At 67.5% G+C, this 22,549-nt stretch carries 19 protein-coding genes; 12 read left to right on the top strand and 7 right to left on the bottom strand.

Annotation, left to right across the window (positions count from 1 at the left end; translation table 11 throughout):
* Nucleotides 1–84 precede the first annotated feature (84 nt).
* Entirely contained in the window at nt 85–2,781 is a 2,697-nt protein-coding gene (locus ACNS88_RS01500) for an AAA domain-containing protein (protein ID WP_435093641.1), read from the top strand.
* Nucleotides 2,782–2,812: 31 nt separating this feature from the next.
* Here ACNS88_RS01500 and ACNS88_RS01495 read toward each other — a convergent pair whose 3' ends face one another.
* Both ACNS88_RS01495 and ACNS88_RS01490 read right to left on the bottom strand, forming a co-directional pair.
* Entirely contained in the window at nt 2,813–3,529 is a 717-nt protein-coding gene (locus ACNS88_RS01495; protein ID WP_435093223.1) for a DUF47 domain-containing protein, read from the bottom strand.
* A 74-nt stretch (nt 3,530–3,603) separates the two neighbouring features.
* Nucleotides 3,604–4,653, bottom strand: coding sequence for a phosphoribosylaminoimidazolesuccinocarboxamide synthase (locus ACNS88_RS01490; RefSeq protein WP_435093222.1), 1,050 nt, complete (start codon nt 4,651–4,653; stop codon nt 3,604–3,606).
* Between the two features lie 168 nt (nt 4,654–4,821).
* On the opposite strand from ACNS88_RS01490, the gene ACNS88_RS01485 reads away from it, so the two are divergent.
* A complete protein-coding gene (locus ACNS88_RS01485) occupies nt 4,822–5,394 on the top strand; it encodes a tRNA (cytidine(56)-2'-O)-methyltransferase (RefSeq protein ID WP_435093220.1) in 573 nt (190 codons plus the stop codon).
* A 6-nt stretch (nt 5,395–5,400) separates the two neighbouring features.
* On the opposite strand, the gene ACNS88_RS01480 is transcribed toward ACNS88_RS01485, so the two are convergent.
* Entirely contained in the window at nt 5,401–6,891 is a 1,491-nt protein-coding gene (locus tag ACNS88_RS01480; protein WP_435093218.1) for an ATPase domain-containing protein, read from the bottom strand.
* 116 nt (nt 6,892–7,007) lie between these two features.
* Between ACNS88_RS01480 and ACNS88_RS01475 the strand changes: the two genes are divergently transcribed.
* Complete coding sequence (locus ACNS88_RS01475) at nt 7,008–8,570, top strand: PAS domain-containing protein (protein ID WP_435093216.1); 1,563 nt, start codon at nt 7,008–7,010, stop codon at nt 8,568–8,570.
* A gap of 17 nt (nt 8,571–8,587) precedes the next feature.
* On the opposite strand, the gene ACNS88_RS01470 is transcribed toward ACNS88_RS01475, so the two are convergent.
* From ACNS88_RS01470 to ACNS88_RS01460, 3 genes are all read right to left on the bottom strand, one after another.
* Entirely contained in the window at nt 8,588–9,610 is a 1,023-nt protein-coding gene (locus tag ACNS88_RS01470; RefSeq protein WP_435093214.1) for a hypothetical protein, read from the bottom strand.
* 60 nt (nt 9,611–9,670) lie between these two features.
* A complete protein-coding gene (locus tag ACNS88_RS01465) occupies nt 9,671–10,543 on the bottom strand; it encodes a universal stress protein (RefSeq protein ID WP_435093212.1) in 873 nt (290 codons plus the stop codon).
* Between the two features lie 155 nt (nt 10,544–10,698).
* The gene (locus tag ACNS88_RS01460) at nt 10,699–11,127 is read right to left on the bottom strand and encodes a universal stress protein (RefSeq protein ID WP_435093210.1); all 429 of its coding nucleotides are present in this window, start codon (nt 11,125–11,127) and stop codon (nt 10,699–10,701) included.
* 162 nt (nt 11,128–11,289) lie between these two features.
* Between ACNS88_RS01460 and ACNS88_RS01455 the strand changes: the two genes are divergently transcribed.
* The 5 genes from ACNS88_RS01455 (at nt 11,290) to ACNS88_RS01435 (ending at nt 15,329) form a co-directional block, all read left to right on the top strand.
* Nucleotides 11,290–11,814 carry a transcription factor gene (locus ACNS88_RS01455; protein ID WP_435093209.1) on the top strand — a complete coding sequence of 175 codons (525 nt, stop codon included), beginning with the start codon at nt 11,290–11,292 and terminating at the stop codon, nt 11,812–11,814.
* Entirely contained in the window at nt 11,814–12,509 is a 696-nt protein-coding gene (locus tag ACNS88_RS01450; protein ID WP_435093207.1) for a DUF2110 family protein, read from the top strand. The genes ACNS88_RS01455 and ACNS88_RS01450 overlap by 1 nt, the downstream gene beginning before the upstream one ends.
* A gap of 3 nt (nt 12,510–12,512) precedes the next feature.
* Complete coding sequence (locus ACNS88_RS01445; protein WP_435093205.1) at nt 12,513–13,280, top strand: DUF5803 family protein; 768 nt, start codon at nt 12,513–12,515, stop codon at nt 13,278–13,280.
* Nucleotides 13,281–13,318: 38 nt separating this feature from the next.
* Entirely contained in the window at nt 13,319–14,014 is a 696-nt protein-coding gene (locus ACNS88_RS01440; protein WP_435093203.1) for a competence/damage-inducible protein A, read from the top strand.
* Between the two features lie 214 nt (nt 14,015–14,228).
* Nucleotides 14,229–15,329, top strand: a complete 1,101-nt coding sequence (locus ACNS88_RS01435; protein WP_435093201.1) for an ATP-NAD kinase family protein — start codon at nt 14,229–14,231, stop codon at nt 15,327–15,329.
* A 51-nt stretch (nt 15,330–15,380) separates the two neighbouring features.
* Here the strand turns inward: ACNS88_RS01435 and ACNS88_RS01430 are convergent, their stop codons facing one another.
* The gene (locus ACNS88_RS01430) at nt 15,381–15,572 is read right to left on the bottom strand and encodes a hypothetical protein (RefSeq protein WP_435093199.1); all 192 of its coding nucleotides are present in this window, start codon (nt 15,570–15,572) and stop codon (nt 15,381–15,383) included.
* A gap of 228 nt (nt 15,573–15,800) precedes the next feature.
* Between ACNS88_RS01430 and ACNS88_RS01425 the strand changes: the two genes are divergently transcribed.
* From ACNS88_RS01425 to carB, 4 genes are all read left to right on the top strand, one after another.
* Entirely contained in the window at nt 15,801–18,023 is a 2,223-nt protein-coding gene (locus tag ACNS88_RS01425; RefSeq protein ID WP_435093197.1) for a CDC48 family AAA ATPase, read from the top strand.
* 67 nt (nt 18,024–18,090) lie between these two features.
* Nucleotides 18,091–18,624 (top strand): DUF5815 family protein, encoded by a 534-nt coding sequence (locus ACNS88_RS01420; protein WP_435093195.1) that lies wholly within the window; start codon nt 18,091–18,093, stop codon nt 18,622–18,624.
* A gap of 139 nt (nt 18,625–18,763) precedes the next feature.
* Nucleotides 18,764–18,979: a hypothetical protein gene (locus tag ACNS88_RS01415; protein WP_435093193.1), complete on the top strand. Its 216-nt coding sequence runs from the start codon at nt 18,764–18,766 to the stop codon at nt 18,977–18,979.
* A gap of 246 nt (nt 18,980–19,225) precedes the next feature.
* Complete coding sequence (carB, locus tag ACNS88_RS01410; protein ID WP_435093192.1) at nt 19,226–22,495, top strand: carbamoyl-phosphate synthase large subunit; 3,270 nt, start codon at nt 19,226–19,228, stop codon at nt 22,493–22,495.
* Nucleotides 22,496–22,549 lie beyond the last annotated feature (54 nt).

The following is a 22,549-nucleotide window of genomic DNA, read 5'->3' as shown; positions in this document are numbered from 1 at the left end:
GATCGGGGTTGGATCCACCGTGTCGGTTGGTCGGGGAACAGCCCTCACCGACAGCGTTTTTCGAGGCCGCCGCCGATGACGGCCGTGAACGTTCGGGGGCCGATCCTTTCCGTCAAGGAGTCGCGGACGGTGTCGACGTCGTACGGGGACCGAGAGCTCCGCGAGCTTCGGATCCGGCCCGACCGCGGCGCGGGCGACGCAGTCGACGTGACGCTGTGGGGCAAGTGGACCGAGACCGCCGAGCACGCCGAGCCGGGCATGGAACTGCTCGTCACGGACGGGGAGGAAGACGAGTTCGGCGGCGAGACGGGGTACGCCACCACCGGCGACTCGTGGGTCGTGCTCGAACCCGACTTCCTCGTCGACGTGACCGGGATCCGGTCGTGGGTGCAGTGCCCACGGATGTACTATTTAAATAAGCTCTCCGGGATCCCGCTGAACTACCCCGTGGTCAAGGGGACCGTCGTCCACGAGGTGTTCGGCGACCTGCTACGTGGGATGAAGTTGGAGGAATCGGTCGCCGACCGCGTCGAGGAGGCCGGCCTCGAACTCGGCCTGCTGGGCTACGAGCCCGAGGAAGTCGCCGACGAGGTGCGCCGGAACGCCGCCGCGATCGAGGGGTGGCTCTCGCAGGGGACGCTGACCGACGAGGACACGTGGCGGTCGGAGTTCACCCTCATCTCGCCGACGTTCGGCTTAAAAGGGCGCGCCGACGCGCTCCGGCGCGGGACCCCCGTCGAACTGAAGACCGGGAAGAACACCAAGCGCGAGCCGCGCTTCCACGACAAGATCCAGGCGGCCTGCTACGCGCTGATGCTCGACGAGCGCGGCGTCGACCCCGACATCGGCACGCTGTTGTACACGAAGAACACCGCGCTCGACCGCAACGAGGCGACCGGCGATCTGGCGCCCGCCAAGGAGTTCTCGGTGGGCCGGGGCCTGTTAGAGTTCGTCGTCCGCGAGCGCAACGCCCTCGCGGCGATGGAGTGGCGTGCGCTCAACGACCCCGGCGAGCGGCCCACCGTTCCGACGGGGTACGAGGCCGACGCGAAATGCCAGTACTGCTTCGAGCAGGACACCTGCATGGTCGTCTCCGGACGGCTCGATCAGGAGTCGAAGGCGGGGTCGGTCGGGACGCCGGTTCCCGACGAGGAGCGCGACTACTTCGACCGCTTTTACGTGGCCCTCGAAGAGGAGCGCCGCGAGACCCACGCCGAGTACCGGAAGCTGTGGGAACAGACCCCGGCGGAGCGCGCCGCGGACGACCGCGCCCTCATCGACCTGGAGCCGGTCTCGCAGACGGAGATCGACGACGCCCGGTGGGAGCTCAGCGCACGCAAGCCGGGCGACGCCGTCTCCAAGCTCCGCGAGGGCGACGTGGCGCTCGCGAGCGACGGCGACCCCGTGACCGGCCACGGCGAACTCGGCCGCATCACCGCGCTCGACGGCGACGAGGTCGTCGTCGAGACCGACGAGCCGGTCGAGCTTCGGCGACTCGACGTCTACCCCTCCGAGATCTCCGTCGACCGCTCGCTCACCGCGCTCCACGACGCGATCTTAAAAGGGAGCGATCGACGCAAGGATGTGCTGTTCGGGCGTCGGGAGCCCGAGTTCCGGGCGGAGAGCGAGCGCCCCATAGACGCCCCCGACTCCTACATCGACAACAACGCGGCCCAGAACGAGGCCGTCGAGCTCGCCGTCGACGCCGAGGACTGCGCGCTGATCCACGGGCCGCCGGGCACCGGGAAGACGTACACCATCGCCCGGACGATCCGCGCGCTCGTCGCCGAGGGGAACCGGGTGTTGCTCTCGGCGTTCACCAACCGCGCGGTCGACAACGCCCTCGAAGCGCTGCGCGATCAGGGCTTTGAAGATGTGCTGCGAGTGGGCACACAAACCGGCGTCCGCGGCGACATGCAGGACGTGCGGCTCGTCCAGCGCGGCGACCCGAACGCGAAGGCCGCCGAACTGCGGGACGCGCCGGTCGTCGCCGCCACCACCGCGGCCTGCGGCTCCCGCGTCCTCCGCGAGTGTGAGTTCGACGTGGCGCTCGTCGACGAGGCCTCCCAGCTCACGGAGCCGGGGACCCACGCCGCGATCAATCGCGCGGACCGGTTCGTGCTCGTCGGCGATCACGAGCAGCTCCCCCCGGTCGTGCGCGCGGAAAACGACCTCCAGACCTCCCTCTTTCAACGACTCATCGAGAGATACCCCGACGCGAGCGTCATGCTCGACCGCCAGTACCGGATGAGCCAGCGCATCCAGGCGTTCGCCTCCGCCGAGTTTTACGACGGCGCGCTTCGCCCGGCGACCCCAGAGGTGGCGGGCCAGACCCTCCGCGACCTCGGTGTCGACCCGGCCGACCTCCCAGAGGGGCTCGCGGGGGGCGTGAGCTTCGTCGACCCGGACGGGACCCGCGACGGGAACCGGAACGTCCGGGAGGCCGCGCGCGTCGCCGACATCGTCGACGCCTACGTCGCCGCCGGCGTCGACCCGGACGACATCGGGGTGATCGCTCCCTTCCGCGCGCAGGTCGCCGAGATCGGTCGGCGGACTTCGGTCACGGTCGACACCGTCGACCGGTTCCAGGGCTCCTCGAAGGCGGTGATCGTCGTCTCGCTGGTCGCGACCGGCGACCTCGACGGCCCGATCTTCGAGGACCACCGCCGGATGAACGTCGCGCTCACGCGGGCGAAAAAGCAGCTGACGCTTGTCGGCGACGTCGACGCGCTCGCCTCGGACCCCTTCTACGAGCGGATGCTCGACTGGGCGCGACGGTGAGGCGATTTTCGCCCCGGTCGGTTTTATACCTTTACTCGCCGTCCGCTTCGGGGTCCGCCTCGGTGACGATCCCCGGCTCCTTGCTCGCGATCACGACCATCCGATCGGTCAGGTCCTCGATCGTGTTCGCGAGCTCGTCCAGCAGGATCGCGAGCTCCCGGTAGACGAGCGGCTGAGCGACCGCATCGTCGGCGAACGCCGTTTCGATGGCGTCGTTGCGGAGTTCGTCGCACTCGCTTTCGAGGCCGCGAATCGTCTCAATCCCCTCCGTGAGGGTCTCGGTGGCGTCGCTCCGCGCGAGCCCGCGGACGAACCCCTCGACCACGTCGCCGAGGACCGCGGTCATCTCGACGATTCGGGTAGCCATCGCTCGCATGTCGCGGAAGGAGTCGCCGTCGGCGTCGGGCCGCATCATGACCACCTCCTGGACGATCCGCTCGGTGTGGTTCGGAACCACGTCGAGCTCCTTGTAGAAGTCGAGCAGCGCCGACTCGTTGAAGTTGATCCGGGTGTTCAACAGCCCGATGTCGTCCGGGCCGGCGTTGGTGATGGTTCCGGTGATATCTCGGACCAGTTCGTCGCACTCGCTTTCGATCGCGGCGATCTCGTCGACCGTCTCGCGGTAGTCGCCCCCGCTCGCGTACTCGTCGAGGGCACGCGGAAGGAGAGCGACGCAGTCGTCGATCCGATCGAGATACGTGACGGTCTTGGCTTCGAGTCGTTCCCCGAAGTCGGCGTCGGTGGGCATGTGTCGACCCACACGCGTCGGGGCTAAAGAGGTTCCCTCGCGTTTCGTCGATCGTGAGGGTTCGGGCGTTCTCCCTACAACTCGTCGACCGCGTCGAGCGCCGCCTCGATGTCCGGAACGTCGAACCACTCCTGGTCGGTGTACGCGTTCGTCCCGGCCGCGTACAGCGCCGAAACCGCGTCGACGACCGCCGGCGGAAGCGGGTCGGGGTCCGCCTCGCAGAGCTCGCGCCAGTCGTCGATGTCTCGGTCGGTGACCGCCGCCTTCGCCTCTTTCACGGCCTCGACCCACGCGGGGTCGTTCGCCTTGTACCACTGCCGGACGACCTCCTTCGAGATCCCGCGCCCGCCGTAGGAGAAGCGGTTCTCGTCGAACGTGCCGACCACGTCGGCGACGCGGAGTTCGCCGTCCGTGTACAGGCACTCGATCTTCCCGTCCTCGTGGACGAATCCGGCCGTCTCGGCGCGGTCGGTGACGACTCGGTTCACGTCGCGCGCGAGCGATTCGAGGGCGTCGATGTCGGCGACGCCGGCGATCCGGTCGGCCTCGTCGCGAGTGAGGTAGCGGTCCTGTTGCTCGTACTTCGTCGAGAACTCCACGACCGGTTCGGGGAGGTCGACCGGCCCGTCCGGCCACGCGTCGGCGTCGATATCGGTGCCCGCGTCGAGCCCGAAGTCGGCGGGCTCCCTGCGGCGCCGGAGGCTGGACCCAACGGGGACCCGGTTGCGAAAGACGACCTCCAGCGGGACGAGGTAGTTCTCGCCGCCCGCGGCGTGGAAGGCGTCGTAGTCGTAGCCGGCGTCGGGCCCCTCGTACGGCAGGTCGGGGACCTGTGTGAGATCGATGGCCATCTCCGTCGGCGGGGCGGTCGCGTCGGCGAGGGGAACGATCTCACCGGTGTCGGCATCCGCGACGCCTCGGTAGTGGGTCGGGATCCCCTCGTCTTCCAGCAGTTCGAAGTTGAACGCGCCCATCGCACAGAGGCTCGCACCCTTGCGCGGGATCGCGTCCGGCATCTGCCCCCAGTCGAACACCGAGTACGCGTCGGTGAAGACGAACCGACCGCGGCCCAGCGAGTCGGCGGTCGCGGCCTCGTCGACGCGGAACTCCTTGACGCTCGTCATACCGCATTCGGTGACCGCCTCCCCCATGAATCTTTCAGTTACGTGGGCACCTCTCGCCTCAGTTTCGGTGAACGATCCACAACCATGGATAGCTATGTTCGCTGCGACCGGGCGTCGCCGGCGAACCGGCATCGAAAGGACCACGCCGCTCGCGGTCGCACCGCCGGTATGCACGATGCGCGCGAGGTCGTCGTCCTCCGGTACGGTCACCGCCCGGGCCGCGACGACCGCATGACGACCCACGTCGGGCTCACGGCCCGAGCGCTCGGCGCCGACCGGGTGATATTCCCCGACAACGCCGGACAGTCGGCCGAGACGGTGCGGGACATCACGGACCGGTTCGGCGGCCCGTTCGCGGTCGAACTCCGCGACGACCAGAAGGCGATCGTCCGAGAGTTCGAGGGGACCGTCGTCCACCTCACGATGTACGGCGAGCGCGTCCAGGACGTGGAGGCGGAGGTCCGCGAGGCGGTCCAGGCGGGCGACGACCTCCTCGTCGTCGTCGGCGGCGAGAAGGTGCCGTGGGCGCTCTACGAGCGCGCCGACTTCAACGTGGGCGTGACGAACCAGCCGCACTCGGAAGTCGCCGGGCTCGCGGTGTTCCTCGACCGATTGTTCGAGGGCGCGGAGCTGGACCGCGAGTGGGAGAACGCCGATCGCCGAGTGATGCCGGAGGCGACCGGCAAGGCGGTGGTGGACGCGGACGGGACCGCGACTGATGGAAACGAACCGGTCGAGTGAGGCGCCCTACTCGTCGCACCTAGCGGCGGAATCCGTCGTCTTCGGTCGCTCTTCGACGATCTCCGGCGTGCCGCTCAGGATGCCCCGGATATCCGACAGCGGGTCGCCGACGACGATTCCGTCCTCGGTGATCTGAAACTCTCGGATGGTTCGCTCGAAGTCGCTCGTGCGCTTTTTCAACACGCCGATCGCCTTTCGCATCTCGCCCTCCAGTTCCAGATGTCGCAGGAAGACGATGTTGTCAGCGAGGTAGCTGATGTTCTCGACGGTCGCTTCGAACTCGCCGGTGATGTTCCGCGTCTCGTCGAGGAATATCGCCGTCACGCCCATGTTCTTCAGGTAGCGACCCAGCGCGTGCATCTGCTGGAGTAGCATCCCGTCCTCGCCGCGGAGCGTCAGGCGGTAGCCCGCGATCCCGTCGATCATCACGATGTCTGCGTCCCTCGTTTCGACCTCCTCGCGGACCATCCGCGCGAACTCCTGTGGCGACCGTTCCAGCGCCTCCACTTCCGTCACCTGGAGCGTTCCCCGCTCTATCATCTTGTCGACCGGGATGTTGACCGCCCGAGAGCGGGTGAGAAACGTCTGTTTCGTCTCCTCGAACAGGTAGATGACGGAGCGCTCGCCGCGCTCGGCGGCCGCTTTCATGATCTGCGTCCCCAGCGTGGTCTTGCCGACGCCCGTCGGTCCGCTGAAGATGCTCACTGTTCCCCGTTCGATCCCGCCGCCGAGCAGTTCGTCGATCTCGTCGACGCCGGCGGAGGCCTGTTCGAGGTCGAACGTGCCAGTGTATTCGCCGGGCTGGAGCGCCGGATACACCTCCATACCGTCATCGGTGATCCGGTAGGCGTGCTTTCCGCTTTGCGTCGCGGACCCGCGGAACTTCGGCACCGAAATCGTCTTGCCGTACTCCTCGGCTCCGAGTCGAATCGTCCCGTCGGTGATGAACTCGAGGTCGTCGGTGGGGTTCGATTGCGTGTTCTGAACGGTGAACACCACTGTCGCGTCCTGATCTTTTAAGAATCGCATGAACCCGACGACCTGTTTGCGAAACTGGTACTCGTCGGACATGAGGAACCGGAGCTGGGTCAGCGGATCGACGACGACGCGGTCGGGATCGACAGCGGTGACGCCCTCCACGATCCGATCGGTGAGCGGCTCCTGTTCCACCTCAGCGGTGCTGAACACCTCGTAGGACTGGTCCTCGGTGAACTCGTCTGCGGACGTGCTCAGATCGAGGAACTCGATGGCGTCGGTGTCGAAGCCGAACGCCGCCGCGTTCGCTTTGAGATCGTCGAGGTCCTCTTCGAGGTTGATAAAAAGCGCCGTCTCCCCCTCGTCGATCCCTTGTTGTAAGAAGTGGAATCCCAGTATCGTCTTGCCGCTGCCGGCCTGCCCGCGTACCATGTAGCTCCGGTGCGGCACGAACCCACCGGAGAGAATCTCGTCGAGTCCGGTGACGCCTGTCGATATCCGATCCGAGAGTGACGGTTTCATGCAGGGACGATCGGTCCGCGGGTAGTTATAACACCCGTCGGGCCGAACGCGAGCGATTTCCCCGAGATGGCTGCATCCATAGCTCTTAATGCGTGTGGGGTCTCGTGTTAACGGAAATGGACGCAGGCCCGAACGAGGCTACCGACGGCCCGCCCTCCAGCGGAGCCGAGAGGGATTCCGCGTCCGACGACGCTGACCCCCTCGACGACGCTGACCCCCTCGACGACGCGCCCCCGATCGATGCCAACTCGCCCGGCAACGACCCGCGAATCCTGCTGTTCATGCGGTCGGACCGGAACCGAGAGCTGTTGATGGAAGCGCTGAATGAACGGTACACCGTCGAGACGACGACGGACGTCGAGACGCTCGGGTCGACGTTCGACTGCTGTGTTTTCGACATGCGCGAGTTCGCCCGAGTCGCGGGCACGGTCCAGTCGCGGCGCGACCTCGCGGAACCCACTTTTCTTCCGTTCGTCCTGCTCGTCGGCGAGGACGACGCGGGAGAGGTGCAAGAGCGAACCTGGGACTACGTCGACGACATCATCGAACTGCCGGTCCGAAAGCAGGCGCTCCGCTCGCGGATCGCCAACCTCGTCGAACGGCGTCGGACGTCTCTCCGGCTCGCCGAACGCGAGCGACGGCTCAGGGAAACCGTCGAGGACCTCAAGCTGAAAGAGCGGGCGATGGACGAGTCGCCGGTCGGGATCTCGCTCGCGGAGGCCGGCGACGGCGATGACCCGCTCGTGTACGTGAACGAGGGATTCGAAGCACTCACCGGCTACGGCCCGGAGATTCTCGGGAACGACTGTCGATTCCTGCAGGGCGAGGACACGGACCCGCAGACTCGGGCGGCGGTCCGCAAAGCGATCGACGACGAGCGACCGGTCGCCGTCGACATCGTGAACTACCGCGCGAACGGCCAGCGGTTCTGGAACCGACTCACGATCGCCCCGATCCGCGACGACGACGGGACGGTCACCCACTACGTCGGGTTCCAGTCCGACATCACGGACCGGAAGATACGCGAGCGGCGGCTCGAGGTGATGGGTCGCGTGCTCAACCACAACCTCCGCAACAAGATGAACCTCATCGATGGGTACATGGATCTCATGCGGCGCGATCCCGACGAGGAAGAGCGACAGCGCTCGCTCGACGTGATCGCGGAGACGACCAACGACTTGATGGGGATCGCGGAGACGGTGCGGAAGATCGATCACACGCTCTCGGAGACTCATACGGGCGAGACGACCGTCGAACTGCGGGATCGGTTATCTGAGATCCTGAGTCGGATGACTGACCAGTATCCGGACGCGACGTTCGACCTCTCGGTCCCCGAGGATACCTGCATCTCCGTGACCGTGGTCGGCCTCGAGACGGCCATCGAGGAGGCCGTGGAGAACGCGGTCAAGCACAACGACGCCCCGAACCCGACGGTCCAGATACGCGTCGATCGGCGAGACGAGGAGTGGATCGACATCGAGATCGAAGACGACGGGCCGGGTATCCCGGAACGTGAGACCCACGTGCTCGAACGGGGCGAAACCTCCCTGAAGCACGCGGACCGACTCGGGATCTGGCTGATGTACTGGGTCGTGAGCAAGGCGGGCGGTGAGTTCTCCGTGGAGTCGTCCGACACCGGTGGAACGATCCTCCGAATGGGGGTCCCGGCGAATCCCTGATCGGGCAATGCTGCGGTTTATAGGGCCCGTTTCGACCGGAGTCGGGCGAGACGCGCCCGCGCCTCTTGCCGGCTCGTCCCCCGCACGCGACCCGTCTCGGCGTCCGCCATCGAGACGAGCGAGAGCCGATCGAGGAGCGGGGGCCAGTCGGCGGCGCCCGCGGCGTCGCTGGCGAACGCGACCGCGTTGCCGAGGCCGTCGCGATCGGCGCTCCCGACCCGCGCGACGACCCCGTCCGCGTCCCGGCGCCCGCCGGCCACGTAGAGCCGGTCGCCGACGACGACCGGGAGCCACGCCGGGAGGAGCAGGACCCAAAGCGCGATCCCGGCGATCGTGTACGCCCACCACGGGATCCGGTCGCGCTCCGGCTCGTACCCGTGGATCCGGTTGACGCGGCGGTCGGCCGCCGTCCGCTCACCGCGGCGCCCGACGAGGAGGGTTGCGAGGAGCGCCACCGTCTCGACCGCCCCGATTGCCGGGAGCAGCGCGGTCGAGACGAGCGCCTCCCGGGTCCGGAGCCTGACGAGCGCGTGCCGGAGCGCAGCGTCGCGGTCGGCCTTCGGCAACGAGAGCAGGCGGGTCGAGACGACGAGCCGAGCGCCGCGGTGTCCGTCGGCGACGGCGACGTTGGCGGCGTCGGCGCGAACGACCGTCACGTCGGGGGCGTCGACGCCGACGTCCCCGGCGAGGGTCGCGACGCGGTCGGCGACGAAGTCGGCGGGGCGGTCGTCGAGTTCAGCGTCAGGGAGGCGGGCGATCCGGCGGTCGACGAGCATCGGGCCGAGGAGGATTGAGCCGCCGAGGCCGACGACGGCGGCGGCAAGGAGCCCCCCGGCCGCGCCCGGGCCGGCGACGTCGAGGCCGGCGGGCCCGAGGAGGGCGGCGGCGGGGACCAGCGGGACGGCGGCGAGTAGGACCGGGACAGAGAAGAGCGCGAGCGCGCCGACGGCTCGCCGGATCCGCGTTCGGGCCGTCGGGGAGTCGGACCTCTCGGACTCCTTCGAGCCGTCTCGCTGATCCCCGCTGTCGGTCGTTCCCATACGACCGTGTCGTGTCACAGGCGGGGTAAAGCTTTGCCGGAGGCCGCCCGCGGCGGTAGCTTACTGTTCTTCGGGCGGTGAGACGGTCAGTACGGGGACGTCTGCGACACGGACGATTTTCTCGGTGACGCTCCCGAGGAAGTACCGCTCTAGTCCGGTCCGGCCGTGCGTCCCCATCACGATGAGGTCGACGTCGCGTTCTTCCGCGTAGTCCAAGATGGCTCGGGCGGGTCTCCCGCTGAGGACCGACGCCTCAACGGACCGCAGCCCCGCGTCCTCGGCTCGGCCGATGACGTCATCGACGGCCTGTTGACCTGCGTCCTCTAACGCAGCGAGCACCTCGGCACCACCGAACTCTCCCGAAACGTCGGTGAGGTCGACGACGTGGACGACGTGCATCGCCGCATCCGTCGCCGCTGCGATAGTCACTCCGTGATCCGCAGCAACGCTCGCCGGGTCGCTTCCGTCCGTCGGAACGAGGACCGTCTCGAAGTCGGAGTTAAGCGTGACGTCCTCGTGGACGGTGAGGACGGGTACCGGCGACGTGCGGAGCGTCCGCTCGGTTATGCTCCCGAGGACGAGACGATTCAACCCCGTTCGTCCGTGCGTCCCCATCACGATGAGATCTACGTCGTGCTCTCTCGCGTAGTCGGTGATCCTCTGGTGGACCGGGTCATCGGTTTCGATGACCTGTGTCGTCGCTGAAACGCCGACGTCCGCCGCCCGATCCCTGAGTGTCGCCAGCGTCTTCTCTCCATTTTGGGTTATTTCCTCAGCGACTTCTGATTCAACGTCGGCCGGGGACTCGCTCAGTTCAACGACGGTAATCGCGTGGATCGAGGCGTCGAAGCGTCGTGCGAGGTCGAGCGCTGTGTCAGTCGCTGTTCCCGCAGCGGCACTCCCGTCTGTCGGAACCAATATCTCGTCGTACATGCTTCCATCTTTAAGTCGAAACGTTATGAAGGTAGACCAACAGCTACAGGCGGATCAGGCCGAGGGCCTCGGGGCTCGACTTCGAGGCGGTTCACGACAGATGTCACGCCCCGGCGATCGGTGATTTCGATACCACGGACGCTGAAGTGTTGTATTCAGCGAACTAACACGACGGGAACGGGTGCACGTTTCGAGACGGTCTCGGCCACGTTCCCGACGAGGAATTGGCGTGCCGCGCGACTCCAATCTGCGCCGTGAGCACCGAGTACGATCGTGTCGTAGTTCTCGGCACGATCGATGATATTTCGCGCGGGGTGGCCGACGGCCACGGTCGTGTCGATCTCTCGACCGCGCTCGTTCGCTATCTCGCGGGCGCGCTCGAAGACGGGCTCGGCGCGTTCGGCGGCGGCATCTTCAATGTCGTCCGCGAGGGCAAGCGCCGTCGCCTCTCCCATCATCGGTGACGGAACGCCGACGACGTGTAACACGGAAACGTCGGCGCCCGGGAAGTTGTCGAACGCGTACTCCAGCGCCTGCCCGGCGTGCTCGGAGTCGTCCATCGGAACGAGAATTCGCGAGGCCATGTCTCAAAGGGAGTATCCACCTCCCTAAGTTTCTTTCTCAGGCGACGCCTGGATGTTCCGCTTCCACGATCCGCAATTCCGGGCGTTCGGTTCCGAGTGTTCGGTTCTGGGTGACCGCTTCTTCCGGAGCTTTTAACCCGGTTCCACCACCAGTTCCACGTAATGGCTTTTGAGGATCTACTGAACGACCCCGTCATCCAGAAGTACCTCCACGAGCTGGTGGGGCCGACGGGGATGCCGGTCGCGGCCGCGCCGCCCGACGGCGAGGTCACCGACGAGGAGCTGGCGGAGGAGCTCGGGTTGGAGCTCAACGACGTCCGACGCGCGCTGTTCATCCTGTACGAGAACGACCTCGCCACCTACCGACGGGTGCGCGACGAGGACTCGGGGTGGCTCACGTACCTCTGGACGTTCCACTACGACAACATCCCGGAGAACCTCGAAGAAGAGATGTACCGCTTGCTCGACGCCTTAGAGGAGCGCCAAGAGTACGAGCGCACCCACGAGTTCTACCTCTGTGAGGTGTGTTCGATCCGCTTCGAGTTCGGCGAGGCGATGGACTTCGGCTTCGAGTGTCCAGAGTGCGGCTCTCCGGTCGAGGCAATGGAAAACGACCGGCTCCGCGAAGCGATGGGGCAGCGCGTCGAGGAACTCCGCGACGAGCTCAACGTGGACGTGATGGGCTGATGGTCGTTCTCGCAACAAAGTGTTACGTGAAGGGCGACGCCCGCGACCGCGCGCTCGACGGGATGGGCTCGCTGGTCGCCAACGACGTCGGCGAACTCGACGTCGACTGGCACGTCGGCGTCCGCGACGACGACTTCGTGCAGGTGGACGTGAGCGGCGAGGACGCCGAGGTCGCCCGCAACGTCCTCGCAGAGACGTGGGGCGAAATCGTCGCCCACGACGGCGGACTCGAGGCCGGAGAAGCGTACGTCGGCACCCTCGAATCGTGGGACGACGGCGGCTTCGTCCTCGACGCCGGCGTCGACGTTCGGATTCCGGCCGACGAGATCGGCCTCGGCAGAGGCTCGCCCGAGCAGGTCGTCGAACGGTTCGGACTGGTGCAACACCTCCCCGTCCGATTCGTCTACGGCGGCGACGTGGGCGATCCCGATTCGGAACCGAGCCGACTGGCGGACGCCGAGCGCGACCGGCTCTACGACTGGCAGCGCGGGGACGGGCGCCTCAACGTCAACTCGGCCACCCGCGGCGAGGTCCGGGCGACCGTGAACCGCGCGGGCCACGCGCAGGACATCGTCACCGTCGAGCGACTCGGGCTCTTAGAGCAGAGCGTCGTCTGCACGGAGGACACCGACCCGCCGGGGCTGTTGGCCGCGATCGGCTCGTACCTCCCGGCGGAGATGCGCTGCGTCGTCTGAGCCGTGAACCGACGCCTCGCCCTCGCGATCGCGGTCGTCGCGCTCCTCGCCGTCAGCGCCGGCTGTCTCACCTACGTCAACGACGGCGGCGACGTCGCGAACGAGACGCTCGACGCGGAGCCGCCGTACGCGTACGACTTCGCGACCGACCGCGACGCGGCTATCAACCTGTCGACGGGGACGCAGTACACCGCGGTGTACAACGTCTCCGGCGTCGACGAGATACGCTTCTACCGGCAGACGCCGTACACGGGCGATCAGCCCTTCGAGTTCGAGGCGTTCCGGTACCAGTACCCCGACGGCGAGGTCGTTAACGGGACCGAGTTCCGCGCCCGCGGCGGCGAGGTCGAGCGCACCCCCGACGAGACGTGGGTCCGGTTCGGCGAGGAGATGGAGGGCGGACGAATAGCCCTCTCGGCGTCCGGCTCGCCCCGCCGGTTCACGACGCTCACCTACATCGAGGGGTCGTACGCGGTGACGCTCCCGCCCGGATTCAGCACCGACGTGCCGATAGTCGGGCACGTGTCGCCGCGCGACCACGAAATCGAGACGGTCGACGGCCGCGACCGGATTACCTGGGACTCGGTCACGAGTGGGTCGGTCGTGGTCCAGTCGTACCGCGAGTCCGACCTGCTCGTCTTCGGGGTGATCCTCGTGATCGCCGCGATCGCCGCGATCGCCGGGACGGTCTACTTCCGGCGCCAGTTAGCGGAGCTTCGCGAGCGACGCCGGCAGATGGGACTCGGCGTGTACGAGGACGACGAGGAGTAACTGACGCCCTTTTTCAGTGCGCGACGCCTTGTGTCTGCATGGACGCCGCAATCGTCACCGTCGGGGACGAACTCCTCGTCGGTGACACCGAGAACACGAACGCGACGTGGCTGTGCGGTCGGCTCGCCGAGCGCGGTGTGACGGTCAGACGGGTCACCGTCGTTCCGGACGAGGTCGCCGAGATCGCGCGTGTCGTCAACGAGTACCACGCCGAGTACGACGCCGTGGTCGTTACCGGCGGGCTCGGTCCCACGCATGACGACGTGACGATGGAGGCGGTCGCGGCCGCGTTCGGGCGCGATCTCGTCGCCAACGACCGGGCCGCGGACTGGCTCGCGGAGCGGGGGTACAGCGCGGACGACCTGGTCGCCGAAACGACCCATCTCCCGGCCGACTGCCGACCGCTCGCCAACGAGGCGGGGGTCGCGCCCGGCGCCGCCGTCGAGTCGGTGTACGTCCTGCCGGGCGTCCCGACGGAGATGGAAGCGATGTTCGAGTCGGTCGTCGAGGAGTTCGAGGGGAGCCCGACCCACACCGTCACCGTCGACGTCGACGAGCCGGAAAGCGAACTGCTGGAGCGATTCACGGAGCTACAGGAGGCGTTCGACGTGAGCGTGGGATCGTACCCCGGCGAGAGCGTGCGCGTGAAGATCACGGCGGCGGCGGCCGACGAGGCGGAGCGCGCCGCCGAGTGGGTTCGGGAGCGGTCGGAGCTGGTCGACTCGGAGACCTGAGAAACAGGCGATCAGCGGTAGAGGTACACGAGCCACAGCGCGGTGATTACCAGACTCGCGACGAGCACGGTAGTCGCGGCCGCGTCGATCGGGATCGGCTCGACCGGGGCGGATTCGAGGATCATAGTTCGCGCTTGTTCTGGGGGCGTCTTAATATTGATCTTCCCGCCGCGAGACGCGTCCCGCTTAAGGGTTCGCCGACGAAGGTGTCGACATGCACGTCGGATTCGTGGTGAACCCGGTCGCTGGGATGGGCGGCCGCGTCGGGCTCAAGGGCACCGACGGAAAGGTTGCGGAGGCGGTCGCGCGCGGCGCGGAGCCCCGCGCGCCGGACCGGGCCCGGCGGGCGCTGGAGCGGCTCGCGGCGGTCGCGTCGGAGGCACGCGTCTCGACCGCCGCCGACCCCATGGGTGAGCGGCTGGTCCGTGAGGCCGGCTTCGAGCCGGTCCGCGTGGTCGACCCGTTCGAGGGCGCGACGCCCGACCCCACGGAGACGACCGCCGACCACACCGCGCGCGTCGTCGAGGCGTTCGTCGGCGGCGACGACCCGGTGGACCTGGTCTTGTTCGTCGGGGGCGACGGCACGGCGACGGACGTGGCGACGGCGTTGGAACGGACCGGAACCGAGAGCCCGATGCTCGGCGTCCCCGCCGGCGTGAAGGTGTACTCCTCCGTGTTCGCCGTCTCGCCGGAGGACGCCGCCGAGGTCGCGGCCTCCTTCTCCCGCACCGAGCGCCGCGAGGTGATGGACATCGACGAGGACGCCTACCGCGAGGGCGAGGTCAATCCGGAGCTTCGGGCGGTCGCGCGCGTTCCGGTCGCCGACGATCTCCAGTCGTCGAAACAGACCGCGAGTGGGACCGTCGAGTCGCTGGCCGAGGGCGTCGCCGACGACATCCGCGCCCGCGAGGGCGAGGGCGTCACCTTCGTGCTCGGCCCCGGATCGACGGTCGGTGCGATCAAAGCGGAGCTGGGGTTCGAACCGTCGCCGATCGGGGTCGACGTGTGGCGCGACGGCGAAGTGGTCCTCCTGGACGGTTCCGAGTCCGACATCCTCGACGCGCTCGGCGAGGAGAACGTGATCGTCGTCTCCCCCATCGGGGGACAGGGGTTCGTCTTCGGCCGCGGGAACCCGCAGCTGTCGCCGACGGTGATCCGACGGTGTGACCTGCGGGTCGTCGCCTCGCGGACGAAGCTCGACGACGTGCGGGCGCTTCGGGTCGATACCGACGACCCCGACCTCGACGCGGAGCTTTCCGGCTGGGTGCGCGTTCGCGTCGGCAAGTTCGAGACGCGGATGATGAAGATCGCCTGAGGAGGCCGAACGGCGCGGTGAGAGCCCGGGACGGCCCGAACGGATTCTCGATCAGCCGGTGTCGTCGCCCGCGACGACGAAGTACAGCTCACCGATCACGATCGCCGCGACCGCCGCGACCGGGACGAGGAGGACGCCCCCGGCGCCGAGGGCGTACAGCGCGACGCCGAGAAGCACGCCCGCGGCGAGAACCGCGAGCCGCGAGACGAGCATCCACATCGGGTCGGAGAGGGAGTCGAACACGGGCAAAGTCGGTACCGAACGGGCAAAAAACGACGGGCTGGTGGGCGCTGCGGAGACGGCGAAAACGCGCCCTTGCGACGGCGTTTTAAATACGGATGCCGTATCGTGCTATGTGATGACACAGATCGCCGCACCTCCCGAATCCCTCGGGACGACCGGCGGGACCGACAGGGGCAACAAGCTTATTCCCGAACCGGGAGGAGATAGAGATATCCCCCGCGAGGAATCATGAACGAAGTCCAACTCGAAGTGGCGAAGGCGTACCCGAACGACTCGGGGCGCGGCATCGCCCGACTCGACCCCGACACGCTGTTGCACCTCAAGCTCTCGCCCGGCGACATCATCGAGATCGAGGGCGCGGAGACCACCGCCGCGAAGGTCTGGCGCGCCGACCGCCAGGACTGGAACACGGACACCGTCCGCGTCGACGGCTTCACGCGCCAGAACGCCGACGTCGGTATCGGCGAGCGCGTGACGATCCGGAAGGCCGAGGCCGAGAAGGCCGAGAAGCTCGTCTTGGCCCCGCCCGAGGAGGCGTCGGTCCAGTTCGGCTCCGACGCCGCCGGCATGGTGAAACGCCAGATCCTCAAGCGCCCGGTCGTCGAACGCGATATCGTCCCCGTGATGTCCTCGACGAATCACCCGTTCATGCGGTCGCCCGGCCAGGCGATCCCGCTGATCGCGATCGAGACCGAGCCCGACGGCGTCTGTCTGATCACCGAGGACACCGAGGTCGAACTGCGCGAGGAGCCGATCTCCGGGTTCGAGAAGACCGGCGGCGGCATCACCTACGAGGATATCGGCGGGCTCCAGTCGGAGATACAGCGCGTCCGCGAGATGGTCGAGCTGCCGATGAAACACCCGCAGATCTTCTCGAAGCTCGGGATCGAGCCGCCGCAGGGCGTCCTCCTGCACGGCCCGCCGGGCACGGGGAAGACCCTCCTCGCGAAGGCGGTCGCCAACGAGACGTCGGCGTCGTTCTTCTCGATCGCCGGTCCGGAGATCATCTCGAAGTACTACGGCGAGTCCGAACAACAGCTCCGGGAGATCTTCGAGGACGCGAAAGAGGAGAGCCCGAGTATCATCTTCATCGACGAGCTCGACTCGATCGCGCCCAAACGCGAGGACGTGACGGGCGAGGTCGAGCGCCGCGTCGTCGCCCAGCTGCTGACGATGATGGACGGGCTCGAAACCCGCGGGCAGGTGGTCGTCATCGGCGCGACCAACCGCGTCGACAGCGTCGACCCCGCGCTCCGCCGCCCCGGACGGTTCGACCGCGAGATCGAGATCGGCGTCCCCGACGAGGTGGGCCGCAAGGAGATCCTCCAGATCCACACCCGCGGGATGCCGCTCTCGGACGACGTGAGCTTAGATCACCTCGCCGACGAGACGCACGGCTTTGTCGGTGCCGACGTCGAGAGCCTGACGAAGGAGGCCGCGATGAAGGCGCTCCGGCGGTACCTCCCCGAGATCGACTTAGACGACGAGGAGGTCCCGCCGAGCCTGATCGACCGGATGATCGTCAAGCGGGACGACTTCGATAGCGCGTTGAACGAGGTGGAGCCCTCGGCGATGCGGGAGGTCCTCGTCGAGCTCCCGAAGATCTCGTGGGACGACGTGGGCGGACTCTCCGAGGCGCAACAGCAGGTGCAGGAGTCGGTCGAGTGGCCGCTTACCTCGCCTGAGAAGTTCGACCGGATGGGCGTCAACGCCCCGAAGGGGGTGCTGTTGTACGGGCCGCCCGGGACTGGGAAGACGCTGATGGCGAAGGCGGTCGCCAACGAGACGAACGCGAACTTCATCTCGGTCAGGGGGCCGCAGCTGCTCTCGAAGTGGGTCGGCGAGTCGGAGAAGGCGATCCGGCAGACCTTCCGGAAGGCCCGGCAAGTGAGCCCGACGATCATCTTCTTCGACGAGCTCGACAGCCTCGCGCCCTCGCGCGGGCAGGAGATGGGGAACAACGTCTCCGAGCGCGTCGTGAACCAGCTGCTCACGGAGCTCGACGGGCTCGAGGACATGGGCGACGTGATGGTGATCGGCGCCACCAACCGCCCCGATATGATCGACCCCGCACTGTTGCGCTCCGGTCGGTTCGACCGGCTCGTGATGATCGGCCAGCCGGACCAGGGCGGTCGCGAGCAGATCCTCGACATCCACACGGCGGACACCCCGCTCGCGCCCGACGTGAGTCTCCGCGAGGTCGCGGAGATCACCGACGGCTACGTCGGCTCCGACCTCGAGGGGATCGCCCGCGAGGCCGCCATCGAGGCGCTGCGCGACGACGACGACGCCGAGGAAGTCGAGATGAGACACTTCCGGCGCGCGCTGGAGTCGGTGCGCCCCACGATCAACGACGACATCCTCGCGTACTACGAGGAGGTCGAAGAGCAGTTCAAAGGCGGCAGCGGCAACGCGATCCGTGAGACCGGCGGCAAGATCGGGTTCCAATAACGCTCCCGGCGTCCCCGCCCGCATCCCGTTCCGCGCCTTTTAACCTCGACAGCGACTAAGCGTGACTATGTCCCAGCCGCGCGTCCCCGGCGGTGACGAGAACACGCTGGAGCTGCCCTGCGGCCAGACGATCGCCGCCGGCGATCTGGACTTGGGGATGCGCGAGTTCGAGTGCGACTGCGGCGAGACGCACGCGGTCGTGATGGACGTCCACCCCCCGGAGCGGTTCCTCCCCGACTTCCTCGTCGAGGTGCTCCGCGAGGCGATCGAGACCACGAGCGAGGAGATGCCGGAGTTCGACACGCCCCACCTGCTCGGCGTCGTGTTAGAGGAGTTCCCGGAGGCGGTGGTGTCGTCAGACGCCAGCGAGAACGCCGACGTGGGCTACGCGATGGCGTGGGTGACGGAGTTCGACTCCCGCCGGCTCCACGAGATCGTCGTCGAGCTCGTCGTCGAACTGATGGAACACGCCGTGAGCCACGCCGACGACGACGAGGCGCTCTCGGCGTTCGAAGCGGAGATGATGGAGTTCGACGTGAGCGAGTTCGTCGACCAGTACCGCGCCGAGCGCGACCTGGAAGCCGAAGACCCGTACGCCTGAGCGAGGGTCGTCTCTTTTAAACTAACCTCCCGATGACGGCTCAGACCCGCAAAAACGGCTACGATAGGCCTCGTGTCAGACGAATGTCCGACTCGTGTCTCACTGAACCCTATATGTTCGGGCACCGTACGTAAGACGTATGAGCGCCGGCGAATACGACCGGTACGACCGAATCCGCGGCGTGCTCGCCGAGGCCGACGAGCCGCTGACGGCGCGGGAGATCCTCACGCTCGCCGGGGAGTGCGAGGAGCTCGACAGTTCCCACCGCGTCGCTACCGTTCTGGGCCGATGGGCCGAGCGCGGCGAGATCGAAGTGATCGCCGATCGGCCGTATCGGTACCTCCTGGAGACCTGAGCGGGCGCCACTCGGTCGAGTCGCAGGTCCCGTCTCGCGGGGTGAGCATTGCGATCGATGGAGGCAGGGACGGCGTCGTGAAGCCCTTTTGAAGCCAGCGTGACCGTCGTTCGGGTCAGTCGCCGATAGCGGTGCTAGTTCGACCTACTCGTCATGCTATTTCATACCTTGCGAAAATCGCAAACTCACTGCGAGATTCGTATTCTATCGCCGACCTTATTACGATGAGCGTACTCCATCGCGATAATGAGCGAGGACCGGACCATTCTACTCATCGGTAGCGGACCGATCCAGATCGGACAGGCGGCTGAGTTCGACTACTCCGGGGCACAGGCGTGCCGCGCCCTCCAGGAGGAAGGCGCTCGCGTCGTCCTGGTGAACTCGAACCCGGCGACGATCATGACTGACCCGGAGACGGCGGACCGGGTGTACATCGAACCGATCACGCCGGAGGCCATCGGCGAGGTCATCCGGATCGAAGAGCCCGACGGCGTCATCGCCGGGCTCGGCGGCCAGACCGGCCTCAACGTCACCGCCGAGCTCGCCGAGGAGGGGATCTTAGAGGAGTACGACGTCGAAGTGATGGGGACGCCGCTCGACACCATCTACGCGACGGAGGACCGCGACCTGTTCCGCCAGCGGATGGAGGGTCTCGGCCAGCCGGTGCCCGCCTCGACCACCATCTCGCTCGACGAGGGCGAGTCGGTCACCGACTTCGACGAGGCGGCCCTCCGCGAGCGCGTCCAAGCGGCGGTCGACGACGTCGGCGGGCTGCCCGTCATCGCCCGGACGACGTACACCCTCGGCGGCTCCGGCTCCGGCGTCGTCGACGACTTCGAGGAGCTGGTCGAGCGCGTCCGTAAGGGGCTCCGCCTCTCGCGGAACAGCGAGGTGCTCATCACCGAGTCCATCGCGGGCTGGGTCGAACTCGAGTACGAGGTGATGCGGGACGCCGACGACTCCTGTATCATCATCTGTAACATGGAGAACATCGACCCGATGGGGATCCACACCGGCGAGTCGACGGTCGTCACCCCCTCGCAGGTCATCCCCGACGACGGACACCAGGAGATGCGGGACGCGGCGCTCGAAGTGATCCGCGACCTGGGCATCGAGGGCGGCTGTAACATCCAGTTCGCGTGGCACGACGACGGGACCCCGGGCGGCGAGTACCGCGTCGTGGAAGTGAACCCGCGCGTCTCGCGCTCCTCCGCGCTCGCGTCGAAGGCGACCGGCTACCCGATCGCCCGCGTCACCGCGAAGGTCGCGCTCGGCAAGCGGCTCCACGAGATCGACAACGAGATCACCGGCGAGACGACGGCCGCCTTCGAGCCCGCCATCGACTACGTGGTGACGAAGGTGCCGCGGTGGCCCATCGACAAGTTCGACGACGTCGACTTCGAGCTCGGAACGGCGATGAAGTCCACCGGCGAGGCGATGTCTATCGGTCGGAACTTCGAGGAGAGCCTGCTGAAGTCGCTCCGCTCCTCCGAGTACGACCCGGCGGTCACCTGGGAGACGGTCGACGACGACGCGCTCGAGACCGAGTACCTCGAACGCCCCACTCCGGACCGTCCGTACGCGATCTTCGAGGCGTTCGACCGCGGGTACTCCGTCGACGACATCGAGGGCCTGACCGGCATCAAGCCGTGGTACCTCGAACGGTTTAAACGGGTCAGCGACACCGCGCAGGCCGCACAGAACGGCGAGTTCGCGCAGGCGGCCACCGCGGGTCACACGAACGCCGAGATCGCGGCGCTCGCCGGTGGCGGGACCGACGTTGAGGCGGTCGAAGAGGACGTCCCGGGCCGGACGTACAAACAGGTCGACACCTGCGCCGGCGAGTTCGCCGCCGAGACCCCGTACTACTACTCCGCGCGCCAGTCGGAGTTCGAGCGCGGACCGCTGAAGGGCGACGCCGCGGCCGGCGAGCTCGTCGTCGACAAGAGCGTCGACAGCGTGGTCGTGGTCGGCGGCGGCCCGATCCGGATCGGGCAGGGCGTCGAGTTCGACTACTGCTCGGTCCACGCGATCCAGGCGCTCCGCGAGCTCGGTATCGAGGCGCACGTCGTCAACAACAACCCCGAGACGGTCTCGACCGACTACGACACCTCCGACGGGCTGTTCTTCGACCCGATCACCGCCGAGGAGGTCGCCGACGTGGCCGAAGCGACCGGCGCAGACGGCGTGATGGTCCAGTTCGGCGGGCAGACCTCGGTCAACATCGGCGAACCCCTCGAAGCGGAACTCCAGCGCCGCGGACTGGACTGCTCGATTTTGGGGACGAGCGTCGAGGCGATGGACCTGGCCGAGGACCGCGACCGCTTCAACGTCCTGATGGACGAGATGGGGATCGCTCAGCCCGAGGGCGGCACCGCGACGAGCGAGAGCGAGGCGCTCGAACTCGCCCACGACATCGGCTACCCCGTCCTCGTGCGTCCCTCGTACGTTCTCGGCGGGCGCGCGATGCGCGTCGTCGAGAGCGACGCGGAGTTAGAGGAGTACATCGAGGAGGCAGTCCGGGTCTCGCCGGACAAGCCAATCTTGGTCGACCAGTTCCTCGACGACGCGGTCGAACTGGACGTCGACGCCGTGGCGGACGTCGGCGCGTCACACGCGCCTGCAAGCGAGACGGAGTCTCGCCCTGGAGCGGACGTGCTGCTCGGCGGCGTGATGGAACACGTCGAGAGCGCGGGCGTTCACTCGGGCGACTCTGCCTGTATGATCCCGCCGCGCTCGCTGGACGACGAGACCCTCACCCGGGTCCGCGAGGTCACCGAGGATATCGCCCGCGCGCTCGACACCGTCGGCCTGCTCAACGTCCAGCTCGCGGTCACCGACGTCCACGACGCCGACGCGGAGTCGGAGGTGTACGTGCTGGAGGCCAACCCGCGCTCTTCCCGGACGGTCCCGTTCGTCTCGAAGGCGACGGGCGTCCCCATCGCGAAGCTCGCGGCGAAGGTGATGACCGACGACCTGACGCTCGCCGACCTCGACGTCGACGAGCAGATCCCGGAACACCGCAGCGTGAAGGAGGTCGTCCTCCCGTTCGACCGCCTGCCGGGCTCGGACCCGCGGCTCGGCCCGGAGATGAAGTCGACCGGCGAAGTGATGGGCACGGCCCGCTCGTTCGGCAAGGCGTACGACAAGGCGCAAGACTCCACGGGCAAGCCGATCCCGGAGTCCGGGACCGCCGTCGTCGACCTCTCGGCCGACGAGTTCCCGGACCCGGACACCGAGGCCGGCGAGGCCCTCGTCGCGGGGTACGCCGAACACTTCGAGCTGAGCGAGGCGACGGACCTGATCGAGGCCGCGAAGCGCGGCGAGCTCGACCTCATCGTCTCGCGCCAGCGCGAGCTGCTGGAGATCGCCGTCGAGGAGGAGATCACCTACTTCTCGACGCACGCCTCCGCGAAGGCCGCGCTGGAGGCGATCGAACACGCCAACGACGACCTCGACGTGATGGCCGTCTCCGACCGGCCGAAGCGCGTCGAGAAGTGGGGCGCGGTCGAATAGGCGGCGGGCCGTCGCTCCCGCGCCGTTTTTTTATAAGTAACTCGCGAGCCGTCT

Origin of the sequence: Halorubrum shenae (genome assembly GCF_051194165.1) — an archaeon.
Taxonomy (GTDB): domain Archaea; phylum Halobacteriota; class Halobacteria; order Halobacteriales; family Haloferacaceae; genus Halorubrum.
The sequence above is the reverse complement of the archived record's forward strand: the minus strand, read 5'-3'. Positions and strand labels throughout refer to the sequence as shown.

What these genes read in the sequence shown, in the direction of transcription:
- ACNS88_RS01495 (WP_435093223.1), bottom strand. Translation starts at nt 3,529, where the DNA reads ATGCCCACCGACGCCGACTTCGGGGAACGACTCGAAGCCAAGACCGTC.
- ACNS88_RS01490 (WP_435093222.1), bottom strand. Translation starts at nt 4,653, where the DNA reads ATGACGAGCGTCAAGGAGTTCCGCGTCGACGAGGCCGCGACCGCCGAC.
- ACNS88_RS01485 (WP_435093220.1), top strand. Translation starts at nt 4,822, where the DNA reads ATGCACGATGCGCGCGAGGTCGTCGTCCTCCGGTACGGTCACCGCCCG.
- ACNS88_RS01480 (WP_435093218.1), bottom strand. Translation starts at nt 6,891, where the DNA reads ATGAAACCGTCACTCTCGGATCGGATATCGACAGGCGTCACCGGACTC.
- ACNS88_RS01475 (WP_435093216.1), top strand. Translation starts at nt 7,008, where the DNA reads ATGGACGCAGGCCCGAACGAGGCTACCGACGGCCCGCCCTCCAGCGGA.
- ACNS88_RS01470 (WP_435093214.1), bottom strand. Translation starts at nt 9,610, where the DNA reads ATGGGAACGACCGACAGCGGGGATCAGCGAGACGGCTCGAAGGAGTCC.
- ACNS88_RS01465 (WP_435093212.1), bottom strand. Translation starts at nt 10,543, where the DNA reads ATGTACGACGAGATATTGGTTCCGACAGACGGGAGTGCCGCTGCGGGA.
- ACNS88_RS01460 (WP_435093210.1), bottom strand. Translation starts at nt 11,127, where the DNA reads ATGGCCTCGCGAATTCTCGTTCCGATGGACGACTCCGAGCACGCCGGG.
- ACNS88_RS01455 (WP_435093209.1), top strand. Translation starts at nt 11,290, where the DNA reads ATGGCTTTTGAGGATCTACTGAACGACCCCGTCATCCAGAAGTACCTC.
- ACNS88_RS01450 (WP_435093207.1), top strand. Translation starts at nt 11,814, where the DNA reads ATGGTCGTTCTCGCAACAAAGTGTTACGTGAAGGGCGACGCCCGCGAC.
- ACNS88_RS01440 (WP_435093203.1), top strand. Translation starts at nt 13,319, where the DNA reads ATGGACGCCGCAATCGTCACCGTCGGGGACGAACTCCTCGTCGGTGAC.
- ACNS88_RS01435 (WP_435093201.1), top strand. Translation starts at nt 14,229, where the DNA reads ATGCACGTCGGATTCGTGGTGAACCCGGTCGCTGGGATGGGCGGCCGC.
- ACNS88_RS01425 (WP_435093197.1), top strand. Translation starts at nt 15,801, where the DNA reads ATGAACGAAGTCCAACTCGAAGTGGCGAAGGCGTACCCGAACGACTCG.
- ACNS88_RS01420 (WP_435093195.1), top strand. Translation starts at nt 18,091, where the DNA reads ATGTCCCAGCCGCGCGTCCCCGGCGGTGACGAGAACACGCTGGAGCTG.
- ACNS88_RS01415 (WP_435093193.1), top strand. Translation starts at nt 18,764, where the DNA reads ATGAGCGCCGGCGAATACGACCGGTACGACCGAATCCGCGGCGTGCTC.
- carB (WP_435093192.1), top strand. Translation starts at nt 19,226, where the DNA reads ATGAGCGAGGACCGGACCATTCTACTCATCGGTAGCGGACCGATCCAG.